The 12,612-nt window shown below is 31.5% G+C and carries 14 protein-coding genes; 3 read left to right on the top strand and 11 right to left on the bottom strand.

Annotation, left to right across the window (positions count from 1 at the left end; all coding sequences use genetic code 11):
* Position 1: 1 nt before the first annotated feature.
* Complete coding sequence (gene tilS / locus ACFEL2_RS00695; RefSeq protein ID WP_375332020.1) at positions 2-1,438, bottom strand: tRNA lysidine(34) synthetase TilS; 1,437 nt, start codon at positions 1,436-1,438, stop codon at positions 2-4.
* Complete coding sequence (locus tag ACFEL2_RS00690) at positions 1,438-1,851, bottom strand: hypothetical protein (RefSeq protein ID WP_375332019.1); 414 nt, start codon at positions 1,849-1,851, stop codon at positions 1,438-1,440. The genes tilS and ACFEL2_RS00690 overlap by 1 nt, the downstream gene beginning before the upstream one ends.
* Before the next feature lie 188 nt (positions 1,852-2,039).
* Here ACFEL2_RS00690 and ACFEL2_RS00685 point away from each other — a divergent pair, with 188 nt between their 5' ends.
* A complete protein-coding gene (locus ACFEL2_RS00685; protein ID WP_375332018.1) occupies positions 2,040-2,741 on the top strand; it encodes a hypothetical protein in 702 nt (233 codons plus the stop codon).
* Between the two features lie 533 nt (positions 2,742-3,274).
* On the top strand, positions 3,275-4,795 hold the full coding sequence (locus ACFEL2_RS00680) for an Npt1/Npt2 family nucleotide transporter (RefSeq protein ID WP_375332347.1): 1,521 nt from the start codon (positions 3,275-3,277) through the stop codon (positions 4,793-4,795).
* A gap of 245 nt (positions 4,796-5,040) precedes the next feature.
* On the opposite strand, the gene cyaY is transcribed toward ACFEL2_RS00680, so the two are convergent.
* Positions 5,041-5,352 (bottom strand): iron donor protein CyaY, encoded by a 312-nt coding sequence (gene cyaY / locus ACFEL2_RS00675; RefSeq protein WP_341751403.1) that lies wholly within the window; start codon positions 5,350-5,352, stop codon positions 5,041-5,043.
* A gap of 2 nt (positions 5,353-5,354) precedes the next feature.
* Positions 5,355-6,323 carry an endolytic transglycosylase MltG gene (gene mltG / locus ACFEL2_RS00670; protein WP_375332346.1) on the bottom strand — a complete coding sequence of 323 codons (969 nt, stop codon included), beginning with the start codon at positions 6,321-6,323 and terminating at the stop codon, positions 5,355-5,357.
* 254 nt (positions 6,324-6,577) lie between these two features.
* Here mltG and ACFEL2_RS00665 point away from each other — a divergent pair, with 254 nt between their 5' ends.
* Positions 6,578-7,282: a hemerythrin domain-containing protein gene (locus ACFEL2_RS00665; RefSeq protein ID WP_341751405.1), complete on the top strand. Its 705-nt coding sequence runs from the start codon at positions 6,578-6,580 to the stop codon at positions 7,280-7,282.
* 87 nt (positions 7,283-7,369) lie between these two features.
* Here ACFEL2_RS00665 and ACFEL2_RS00660 read toward each other — a convergent pair whose 3' ends face one another.
* The 7 genes from ACFEL2_RS00660 to ACFEL2_RS00630 form a co-directional block, all read right to left on the bottom strand.
* Positions 7,370-7,582, bottom strand: coding sequence for a hypothetical protein (locus tag ACFEL2_RS00660; RefSeq protein ID WP_341751406.1), 213 nt, complete (start codon positions 7,580-7,582; stop codon positions 7,370-7,372).
* 9 nt (positions 7,583-7,591) lie between these two features.
* Complete coding sequence (locus ACFEL2_RS00655; RefSeq protein WP_375332017.1) at positions 7,592-7,954, bottom strand: TfoX/Sxy family protein; 363 nt, start codon at positions 7,952-7,954, stop codon at positions 7,592-7,594.
* Entirely contained in the window at positions 7,932-8,261 is a 330-nt protein-coding gene (locus ACFEL2_RS00650) for a DUF2672 domain-containing protein (protein WP_341751408.1), read from the bottom strand. The genes ACFEL2_RS00655 and ACFEL2_RS00650 overlap by 23 nt, the downstream gene beginning before the upstream one ends.
* Positions 8,262-8,264: 3 nt before the next feature.
* Positions 8,265-9,932: an energy-dependent translational throttle protein EttA gene (ettA, locus tag ACFEL2_RS00645; RefSeq protein ID WP_341751409.1), complete on the bottom strand. Its 1,668-nt coding sequence runs from the start codon at positions 9,930-9,932 to the stop codon at positions 8,265-8,267.
* A gap of 95 nt (positions 9,933-10,027) precedes the next feature.
* Positions 10,028-11,065, bottom strand: coding sequence for an IS630 family transposase (locus ACFEL2_RS00640; protein ID WP_375332016.1), 1,038 nt, complete (start codon positions 11,063-11,065; stop codon positions 10,028-10,030).
* Positions 11,066-11,134: 69 nt separating this feature from the next.
* Positions 11,135-11,602, bottom strand: coding sequence for a PD-(D/E)XK nuclease superfamily protein (locus ACFEL2_RS00635; protein WP_341751410.1), 468 nt, complete (start codon positions 11,600-11,602; stop codon positions 11,135-11,137).
* Positions 11,595-12,497: a DNA adenine methylase gene (locus ACFEL2_RS00630; RefSeq protein WP_341751411.1), complete on the bottom strand. Its 903-nt coding sequence runs from the start codon at positions 12,495-12,497 to the stop codon at positions 11,595-11,597. The genes ACFEL2_RS00635 and ACFEL2_RS00630 overlap by 8 nt, the downstream gene beginning before the upstream one ends.
* Positions 12,498-12,612 lie beyond the last annotated feature (115 nt).

Here is a 12,612-nt window from a genome sequence, read left to right as displayed (position 1 = left end):
CCTAACAGAAATGTGTAAAACGCGATATAAAATTGGGAGAGAAAGAAACACTAAGCCTTCTTCTCAAACCTTGGTCATTATAATACGATATATGGGGTATGGCTATAACTTTTTCAAGTATCTTGACTACTGGTAGGGTGAATAAAATAGCTATATGATTGTTAAAACTTGCGTCTTTCAGTATTTTAAAATCTAAATCTTGCCTTATTTTACTATAATCCTTGATCGTTAGGTTACTGATCAAATAGCCTGAATTATTAGACTTCTTGTATAATTCTACTTCTGCTGGTAATTTGGACGTCGGTGCGGTACTCGAATCCTCACATGCATTTGAGTATGATGTGGTTCTGCGTTCCGGATATCCTGCAAATTCCTGAGCTAGAGCGAATTCTACAAGAGGTCTATTGATATAGAAATGAAATCTACCATCCCATACATCTACATTATTAAGTCTAATATCTATAGGTAAATTCCTACCAAATTCTCGGTAAATTATTAGATTATTACTAATTTTTTTAATCACGCAACCATGGAGTGTCTTAATAAAGTCTATTTTTTGTTGTAATAGTTCTGTTATCATGCTTATTGAGCCTGATCTACTGGCACGGTTCTTACCGCTAATAATGATAAGTACAAAACTGATTACCTGTAGTGTTATTGCACTAGAAAATTCTGCAAATTTTAATAAATTTACAGTAGCAAAACCAAAATCATAAATTTTTACTGATTCTGCGATGCAAGCAATCAATTCCGGTTGCCATTTCTCTTCTACTACTTGGTTAATTCTAGATTGTTGAGAAGTTATTTGATTCTTTATATATTCTCCTTCTAGGGATAGCTTTTTTCTAATGATATTTCGTTGATATTTGTCAGATTTATTAGATTCATCTTCAAACCATTTTACATTATTGGTAACTAAATATGCAATTAACTGTTGTTTTGGAATGTTAAACAATGGTCTCACTATTTTAACATTATTATACCAATTAATATTGCTGCTACTAAGTCCAAATATACTACTTTTTTTTTCTGATCTTAGACAATAATTCTCTATATAATCATCCAAGTGATGTGCTGTTAAAATTGTCAATATATCTAATTTGCTACATAAATCAGTCATTAATTTATAACGACCTTCTCTAGCCCTTGCTTGTAAATTAGAAAAATTATTTTGGTGATCGAAATGAAGCTGGTGATATCTATGTCCCAATTTATGGCTTAAGTCTCGTACATACTCATGCTCCAACTTAGCCTGCTCTCGTAAATGATGATTAACTAACATCACTACTAGCTTAATACTATTAGTGCTAGTCCATTTATGTGTTAACATTAAAAGGGCTATGGAATCAGAACCACCTGAAATAGCCAATGCGATAGACCTCAGGTGAGGTCTATCAACTAGCTTTTCAATATTCCGCTGAAATTGTTCATAAAGCATTATTTAGGCAAATCTTTTTTGTCAGATTTTTTCTCAATAGAGCTAGTATCCTCTTGGTTTTTAGCTGAATTTTTGCTTAAGGATAGTATTCTTTTTTTATAGTCTCGTTCTTTGGCAAGATAGTTTTGAGCTTCTTGTGAGATTTTTTTATATAATTCACGTTTTTGACCATTAATTTTAGCCACTTCTATTCTATATTTTGTTATTTCTTCTCTTAGTTCTGCTGAAATTCCCGCAGCATAAGACTTGAAATCACTCTCAATTTTTTGTAATTCATCACTAGTGCCACTACTACTAATAATATTAGTTTTATTGGCATTTGATTTTGCAGCTGTTGTACTTGCTAAGCTATTTGAACTTAGTAATAGTAATCCTATTATAGTAGTAATTAATCTATTTTTTTTTATCATCATATGCTCCTAAAATGTTTTTATATATTTTTTGCTAAACGTGAAATCTAGCAAAATTTAATATACACTATAATAATCCTATTTAGTCAATCATAAAGATACTGAAATAATCTTTTTAATACCAAATAATATAGTAATTTTTAATATGCTATTATATTTAGAATATTGGCTATTAAATATAATAATTTTACTTGATATTAATTGATACTTTATCTAAAGTAGTTGAACGCAACAAATTTGTTAATGTACAAGGAGGAAAAAATATGGGACGTAACAAACATAATCAGGGAGACTGGGCTAATAATTACCGGGAACATAATTTTTTAAAACAAGATAAACCTCTTTCTAAAGAAGTAGAGCCTCTTAAGTTATATACAGCTAAAGATATGCTGTTATTGACAACTCTTTCTATGATTCGCTCTAAAGATAATATAGATAATTCTAACTCGATAGATAATATAGATAATCTGTCAGCACATTATATTGCAAAACGTGCAATAAGTGAGGGTGATACATTAGAGGGTGCTACTACCTCTGATGGCATTACTACTCCTAAAAATGATACTACTAAAAAACCAATTTCTCATAATCAGGATGTTAGTGATACAATGTCAACAGGAGAAATTTTATACACAGCTGGTGGTTTAGTTGGTCTTGCTATTATAAGTTCTGTTGGGATTGCTGTATACAGAACATGTAAAAGTTTTGGCAGTAAGAACAAAAACGTTGATCTCCCTATAGTTTTTCCAATAGAAGTATGTGAAAGTTCTGATAGTAAGAACGAAAATATTGATTGCTCAGTAGATACTAACTTGTCAATAATAACAATACCACTAGAAGAGATTCAAGATATATCTTTAGCAGGTAATACAACAACGCAGGTAGAACAGTAATAAAAATAAAGACCTCTTGCATAATTCTACTTCTGCTGGTAATTTGTGCGTCGGTACGGTAGTCGAATCCTCACGTACGTTTGGGAGTACGTTGCGGTTCTGCGTTCCGGTCCTCCTACAAATTCCCTAGCAGAAGCGAATTCTGCAAGAGATCTAATATTAGTATCAATTCTTCGCTGCTTTCAAAAATTATTTTTTGAAAGTAGCATGGATGAGCCGTAGTCACGTATAGCTAACTCTAGAAGGTTTTAGGCAAAAACGATCATTCCTAGCTAAAAGCGGGAATCCAAAAAATAACCTGCAAAGGCTATTAGATATTATGGATTCCCGCTTTTAGTATAAGAATGATATCAAGAGCAGTTAAACTTATGTTTATATCAACTATTGATTATAATTTTTAATTACCCTGCTCAAATTCGTGCTTATTCTTCTTGACACTAAAGACAATAAGCTTTAATATGTAGCCCTAGCCAATAAATAAGTAGGTTAGGCCTTATATGGCAGTCATTTCTAGAATTTTTTCGTATCTCTCTATAACTCGCAACACATCCCCCACCTCAAAACTAACAAATAGATTGTTAGAATACGTGTTTCCTATCGAAAGGCGTGAATTATCTAAGTTTCTAAGTGTAACATTGTTGATGTTTTGTATTTTATTTATACAAAATATTATCAGAGCCTTAAAAGATAGTCTTATTAATACTATGATTGGTACTGAAACTGTATCATTTCTTAAATTTTGGGGGGTTCTACCTTCGGCATTCCTGCTGTCAATAATCTATGTGAAACTAGTAAATAACATAAAAGGAGAGTATATATTTTACCTTATATTGTCAGTTTTTCTACTATTTTTTGCCTTATTTGCCTTTTATATTTTTCCTAATCATCTAGCATTACATTTGAGTAATGAGCATGCCGGCATTTTAATAAAGTCTTATCCCAATTTGAAATGGTTTATATTACTTTTATCTAATTGGAGTTTCTCCCTGTTTTATATTATAGCAGAATTATGGCCGAGCGTGATATTTGCGTTACTTTTTTGGCAATTTGTTAATAATATAACCTCGGTGGAACAATCGAAAAGATTCTATCCTTTATTTGGACTTTTTGCTCAAACAGGACTTTATATATCAGGGAAGTTTCTAGAAAATTTAGCTTATTTAAATCAATCTTTAATTAAAAGGTTTGACCTACAACATACAGAGACTGAACTTTCAGTACAAATTATATTAGGCTGTGTATTGGTATTAGGTGTAGTAGCATTAGCAACTTTTTGGGTGCTGAACCATAAAATATTAGATAAAATTCAGGTAGAAAAACTACAATTTTCTGTCAAGAGACAATCTATGACTATTATAGAAAGTTTTAAAATGGTTATTTCTTCAAGATATATTAGATTAATTGCTACACTACTTGTTTGTTATGGTATAGCTATAAATTTAGTCGAAGGGCCTTGGAAAGCGTCAGCTTCAAAGATTTATAAAACACCGACGGAATTTGCTGCTTTTGTTGGCAGTTATCTAAGTATTACTGGCATATTTACCATTTTATTTGTTATTCTCGGCTCTAATATTGTAAGAAGGTTGGGCTGGTTTACAGCAGCAAGTATAACGCCAATAATGGTCTTTATAACTGGCATGCTATTTTTCTCAGTATCTAACTTTGATGGGTTTTCTGCCATAATCGTGGTTAGCTTTATGCTAACCGATCCTTCTTTGATTGCTATTACCATGGGGCTAGTCAACAATGTTCTAAGTAAGTCAAGTAAATATACTTTATTTGATTCTACAAAAGAAATGTCATATGTTCCTCTAGATGCCGAGCTTAAGACAAAAGGTAAAGCAGCTGCCGACGTAATTGGGACTAAGCTTGGAAAGTCAGCCAGTGCTCTTCTCCAGTCTTTAATATTTATTATTTTGCCTTGTGCAACTTATCAATCTATTTCTATATACTTAATGACAGTATTTGGTATAATTTGTATTATATGGATGTGGGTGATTAGAGAATTGAATAAAGAATACACTAGCATAACATCATACGCGAATTTGGGATAAGAATTGATAAATTCTTATCCCAAATTCGGTGAAATTATCGAAACAATCAGATTTGAAACGGCTCTACATCTGATTTTAAAATCATGTTTTTAGCTTCAGAAAGGTTTAAAATGCATTCGCAAAACCTTTTTAAGAATGCATTTTTCCTTCTATTAAAGCCAATTCGGAATAAGAATTAACTAATTCTTACCCCGAATAGAGGTATTATGAATCTTAAACATTATTCCTTAAATCTAAGATAACAACTAATAGCTACAATTTAGCATATTAATTTTTAACTCCTGCTCTAAAATAACAACTAGATCATCAGAGGATTTTGATTTCCATTTACCAGCAACATAATAAAAATGGTAAGGACCACTAATCGGTGAAGATAACCAAATTTCTTTAGCAGCTGAGTGTTTGTTAATAACAAATACTCCTTGGTTAGTAGTTAGGGTTAGAATATCACCTTGAAAATCAATATCGATAAGACAATTCTTATCTTCTGCCTCAATCGTATCGGCAATTAAAGATATTGTTTTTTCAGCCAATTTGGCAAATTCAGTATTGTCCATACTTAATGCTCCTTTAAACTTTTGCGATACATCTCAACGTACTTATTGTGATCGTTAAGGTTATTAGAAAAATTATGCCCTCCCATAATGTTAACGACAAAATATAATGAATCAATTTTAGCAGGATTTACTACAGCTTCTAAAGATTTTACTCCAGGACAAGAAATAGCCCCAGGTGGTAAATTAAAAACATAATATGTATTATAGGGTGATTGGATAGCTAAGTCTTTTTTAGTTAATCGCCTTGCTAGTTTATCTTTCCCAAGTGTTATAGCATAAATCGTCGTTGGATCTGCTTGCAATTTCATATGTTTGGTAAGGCGATTTAGAAATACAGCAGCAATCAAAGGTTTTTCTGCGTCTAAGCTAGCTTCCTTCTCCACAATGGACGCTAAAATTAAGACGTCAAGACGGGTTTTTAATGGGGAATTGGGTGATAATCTTTCCATGACTTTGTCAAGATGCAGGGACATTAATTTTCGCATTTTATCAATGATCTGCTCTTTTTGATCACCATATGAAAAAAAATAAGTAGATGGCATTAAAAATCCTTCAGGAATTGTTCCTAGAATCTCACCAATTAAGCGTTCTTCATTATTAATCTTTTGTATTATTTCATATACAAGCATACCCTCAGGTATAATCATTTTATGAATAATCGATTTGCCACTGGACAATATTTTTAAAGTTTGCATTGGAGAAATATTTTGAGTAAAAGTATATTCCCCACTTTTTATAGGATGTTTTAATGAATATATTTTTGTAAGAAATGCAAATAAATAAGGATATTTTATGATTTTGTTATCATTTAATATCGTAGTAATTTGATCAATCGACAACTTAGGCTTAATTATTAGAGTTTTACTTTCTGCAAGTAAACCAGGTGCAAATAAGTAAAATATACAAAAATTGATTCCGCTGATCAGCAAAATCAATGTAATAGTTACAAAAACAAATTTTATTTTTAGTATTTTCTTAAACAAGCTATACCTAATTAGAATTAGATGATTTCAGAAGATTATAACATAACTTCAACCATCGATGTAATAAATTAATAATAGGCGGAACAGTAATATAGGTAGTGATAACATTTAAATAATATGTTATCATGCAGATAATTAACATTCATAAAAATTATTAATATGCAAATACAGAAATGCTATCGCGTTATTTTTCAAACCTGTGATCAATCTAATCCTCTAATTTAGTTAAGGAGTATAATCAAATGCCAAGATATGATTTGTATAGAAGTGTACATAAGTTCATTCGTAAGGAGCTGTACCAGTTCGGAGAAGAGCTAGGTAAAACAGATTTTCGAAAAATAGCAGCTGTAACTGATATTAAAGATTCTTTTGATAATATTGTATTTGATCTAAAAATGCATGCACAAAAAGAAGAAAAATATTTTACCCCACTATTTAATAAAAAAGGATCAACCGTGCATAAGCATGTTGAACAAGAGCATTTCAACCAGCAAGATGAGCTGATGGAGTTTCAAGGGATTTTTGAAAATGCGATAAAAATAGTGGATGATGATGAACGGGTTATACAGGGCTGCCATATCTGCTCCTTATATGATAAGTTTTTGTCTAACAATCTTCTACATTTTTATCAAGAAGAAACCATATTAATGCCTGAATTATGGCATCTTTATTCTGATACAGAGCTGCAGCAGGTTACCGTAGATAGTTATAGAGGTCTGCCTAAACATGTTTTATTAGATAGCTCGAGCTTCTTCCCGGTTTTGAATTTTCTTGAAAAGCGTACTTATTTACAAGATCTTAAAGAAGCTTGCTCACCTGAAATGTTTCTTGAAATTTGGAAGCGTACATTAGTCTCAGAAGGCTGTTTCACTAATGATGAAAAATCTGCTTTCGCCATGGAGTTTGATTTGCCTTTAAAAGACAGTACAGAACTTGTGAAACCGTAATATATTTAGTGATTTCAACATATTTACGCTGCATTTAATACAGCAGTTTACCGCTTACGCGAATTTGGGATAAGAATTTGTCAATTCTTATCCCGAATTGGGGTCACTTGTTATACCATTCTCCCTTACTATGTAAAACAGTCCTGATCTACAACAACGGATTAAGACCATCTCTAGAGCAACGCATATGTTGGTGACCTTTGCACAACGATTAATTAAACTTTCTACCGTAGACTCAGCTAAATTACTAGTAAATACAATAGACCTTATATCAGATTCTTGGTGTCCTTCATAATTCACAATTCTACCTCAATGATTTAAAGCATGAGGTATTTTCTTGGAATTAATAGATACATTAAATGCCATAGAGACCCATTTTCCAAGTTCTTCCTGTTGATCTAAAATCTCAGGTAATACTTTCCAATATGACATAGTTACTAGCTTATTTTTGCTATTATAGGTAAATGGCTGTGAGCCAAAAGATTTAAAATATTCAGCAGTGAAGCTATCTGCTTTAAAATATAGCTCACTTTCTGCAATAATCCCTATTATCACTCTATCTTTATACATGCCATAACCACCAAACATCGCACGAGTAGTTATTTGACCAAAAGGGGCTAATATATCTTTTATATATTCAATAAATTCATTATTTCTTACAATCTTGTACATACTTTGTACTTTTTATTTTTATAAGCTCATCATACTTTACTTTAAGCTCATCTAGAGAATAATTACCATCATAATAGCCTTGGATATTAATGATTCTTTCTAAATAAAAATTCAACTGCTCAGCATTACTCTCTAGAATATCATTATCAATTTTTAAGTCTTTCGTAATATAGCCCAATGCTTGATTTTTGATAGCTGAGCAGTATAATTTAAATTCTTGGATTTTTTTTATAATGATTGGAATATCTTCTGGCTTCATTACTATCAGTGCTACTAACATAACCACTAATATTTCTCCTAGAGACATATTTTATACTAATTTTTTATGACGATATTTAGGATTAATAATATTTTCACCTGTTAAATTAATAATATAATCATGATAATCTTGGTAATTTCCTTCAAACCACGTAGCATTTCCATCTTTATCAAAAGCAATAATATGTGTTGCTATTCTGTCTAAAAACCAACGATCATGGCTTATTACTAATACACATCCAGCAAAATCTAAAATAGCATCTTCTAAGGCTCGTAATGTGTCAACATCAAGATCATTAGATGGTTCATCAAGTAATATAACGTTAGCTCCCTCTTTTAGTAATTTGGCTATATGTACCCTGTTGCGTTCACCCCCAGAAAGTTGCCCTACTTTCTTCTGCTGGTCTCCCCCCCTAAAATTAAAAGCTGCACAATAAGCTCGACTTTTCATTGATCTAGAACCAAGTTGCAACTCTTCAAGACCTGAGGAAATCTCATCCCACACAGTCTTGTTATCATCTAAATCATCTCTTGATTGATCAACGTAACCAAGTTTAACAGTCTGTCCTAATTTAATAGAGCCGTGATTTGGATCAGTCTTGCCAGTGATAATGTTAAATAAAGTAGATTTACCTGCTCCATTTGGACCTATAATACCAACAATAGCTCCTGGAACAACCTTAAAGCTAAAGTCTGATAACAATACCTTATCACCGTATCTCTTCGCTATATGCTCTGCCTCTATAACTAAATCGCCTAGGCGTGGACCATTAGGTATAATAATTTGTGCAGTGCCGGATCTTTGTTCTTTTTGTTTGGTCAACAAATCCTGATAAGCGGTAATTCTAGCCTTACTTTTTGATTGCCTAGCTTTTGGTGATTGACGTATCCATTCAAGTTCTCTTTTTAATTGTTTACTTCTATCATCTTCTTCTTTATCTTCAAGCTCTAATTTTGCTTGCTTTTGCTCGAGCCAAGCAGTGTAATTAGAATGCCATGGAACACATCTACCACGATCCACCTCTAATATCCAATCCGTTACATTATCAAGAAAATATCGATCATGGGTAATAACTACTACCGTACCTTTATAATTTTTTAAATAATTTTCTAGCCAAGATACCGATTCAGCATCTAAATGGTTTGTTGGTTCATCGAGTAATAACATATCAGGCTTTTCTAGTAAAAGTTTACATAACCCAACTCGTCTTTTTTCCCCACCTGAGATTTTTGTAACATCGGCATCTTTATTTGGACACCTTAATGCAAACATAGCAATCTCTATTTCCCTCTCTAAACTCCAAGCATCACAACTATCTATTTTCTCCTGTAGATCAGCCTGTTTTGCTAGAAGTTCGTTCATTGCATCATCTGACATTTCCTCAGCAAATTTATAGCTTATTTCATTAAATTCATCAATTAAAGCTTTCTTATCACTTAAACTTTCCATAATATTATCAAAAACATTTTGAGTAGGATCAAGATGCGGTTCCTGAGCTAAATAGCCAACTCTAACCCCACTAGCTACAAACGCCTCACCGTCATATTCTTTGTCAATACCTGCCATAATTTTTAAAAGAGTAGATTTACCAGCACCATTTGGACCAATAATACCGATTTTTGCCCCTGGTAAGAAAGACAAATACGTTTCCTTTAAAATTTGTTTACCGTTGATGGTCTTACTTAGACCATTCATAACATAAACATATTGATACGACATAATCCTTAATCCTTTATTTTTGTAATTTATTTGTAGTTTTTAAATAGTTAATAGAACAGATTAATCTTAACTCTTTAAGGAAGCTATATACTCAATTAACCTGAAGAGTTGGCAAAATGATTAAAAGTTATAGTCTGAAATTGGTCAGTTATAAGAGTAATCAAATTACCTTTGTATTTATCAATATTAGCAAAAAATCTATCTATAGCTTCTGAGAATTGAGCAAAATTATGGTAAAATTTATTATTTGTTACAATTCTATGCATAAATTTCCATAATCGTTCAATCGGATTAAGATTAGGGCTATAGGGTGGTAAAAATACTAATTCTATTTTGCTATTTACTAGATACTCCTTTACTTTCTTTGACTTATGATACCCAGCATTATCACAAATCAAATATATCTTCTCTTTATTAGGATTTTCTGCTTCTAATTTTTGTAGAAAATTGATTATATAATCACCGTTTACTTTAGGATTATCTGTGCTAACTAATTGCAAATCAGATAAATTAATTGCTCCTATTAAATGCTTCCTTTTCCAGCCACTAAATGTTGGTAAAGTTTTATTTTGATTCTTTCTGATCCAACCATAACGGGCTTTTGTTTGATACTGAGGATGAACGCTATCCATAAAATATATAGCTTCTTTAGCCTTGAGAGTACCTTTTAACAAACTATATTCTAGCTTAAATAGTTCTTGCTTATCTATATCAAGCTTGCCGGGTACGATCTTTGGCTTCTTATATACAAAGCCTAATCTGATTAATAGTTTTGTTACTCCTGCTATTGTATAGGTAACACCGTATTTTTCTTCTATGTAATTGCTGATATCTTTGGCATAAACATAATTACATATTTCTAAATGCTCTATTAACTCTTTCTCTTCTAGCTCACTTAGCTTACTTGCACTAACACCGGTAGCTGTCTCTAATTTATTAAATTTTTGATAATCTCTTACATGCTTTCTTATAGCTTCTTCACTTAACAGCAATGCTTCTGCTATTTCTCCATAGCTCCAACCTTTATCATACAGCAAAACTGCCTTAATTCGGTCACATACTCTCCTATCTCGTTCATTACCATGACCTGACTTCAGTACCGTTCTTTGTTCAGATGTTAAAATATTTCCCATTATCATATTCTAGCTTCTTTCTTCTCTTCCTTCAACTCTTCATTTACGAGCAGTATATACATATACAACCTAAATATTTTGTTTATTTGCCCAAGTTGTAAATTCAGACATACTAAAAACACCTTTTAAGTTTCCATAAACTTGATCTTTTAACCATTGTAAAGCACCTTTTTTGTAACCATCTCCATCTATAATGATAATAACATTATAAACACTTTGTTTTCTAACATTTAATATTGTATAAGGGTATTTTTCATCTGCAGAACCGCCTGATTGTTGCCACTTAGATTCAATAACAAGACAATTAGAATGTTTTATAGGATGATATAGAATAAAATCGCATTGCCAAGCGGTATTATAGATAGTTTCTCCTAAACTAAATTGTCTAGTATAGATTGGTTGTGCTAATACTTGTGAAGCAATAAATCTAGTCTTGGGAACAAAACCGTAACCTTCCCTAACAAGACGATTATTTATAAATATCTCAAGTTCATTCCCTGTTTTATTTGCAATTGATCCACCTTGTATTTTATTCATAATTTCTAATCAAAACTTCTTCTGTATTTTTTCTTTCATTAGCTTTACAATTGATAGCACGTGGTGCTTCGATAATCTCTATATAAAAATCTTTATACAGATGCTTTATAAACTGAATATTAGAATTTGAAAGCAAAAAATATATACCTTTATCGTTTAATTCTTTACATTTTTGATAAAGTTTTATCTGATCTGTTTCTGTAAAATCAAGTTTTGTATATTTAGTAAACGATGTATTATTTATAGGATGATAAGGAGGATCAATATAAACAAAATCACCTGTATCTGGAGAAATCTTACTGAAATCTTGATATTTTATATCAACATTTTGTAATAATTTACTACAAGCTAGTATATTTGTCTCATCAACTATTGCTGGATTTTTGTATTTCCCCATAGGCACATTAAACTCACCTTTGTTATTAACTCTATACAAACCATTATAACAGGTTTTATTAAGATATATAAAACGTCCAGCAACTTCTATGTCATTATCATTAATAAATTGTTTCCGGATTTTATAGTAATATTCTTCACAATGATTGACTTTATGTTTTGCCAATAGCTTTATCAATTCTTGAGGTTTATTTTTAATCACGGCATATGTAATAACTAAATCTAGGTTTACGTCTGATATAGTCGCACCAAATGGGGCAAGAGCAAACAAAAGTGCTCCTCCTCCTATAAATGGTTCATAATAGCTTTTATAAGTTTGCGGTGTTCTTGAGGATAATTCTTTTATTAAACTTCTTTTTCCACCTACCCATTTTACAAATGGTTTTGCTTTATCGTCATTTTCAATTATTATGTCATCATTTTTTAGCACACTTTTTCCTATCCTTGATAAGGCTTCATTAAACGATATTCTTAAATTGTTTACTGATTCAATTTGCATAAGAATTTACCAAAATTTCATATGCCAAATATCTTTCGACATTACAAGAATGTTATTAAACATACCACCTATTTTCTGATTCCTCTTTCACCTGTTGTTACCTGAAATAAGCAGT

Source organism: Candidatus Tisiphia endosymbiont of Temnostethus pusillus (assembly GCF_964264675.1).
Lineage (GTDB): Bacteria > Pseudomonadota > Alphaproteobacteria > Rickettsiales > Rickettsiaceae > Tisiphia.
The sequence above is the reverse complement of the archived record's forward strand: the minus strand, read 5'-3'. Positions and strand labels throughout refer to the sequence as shown.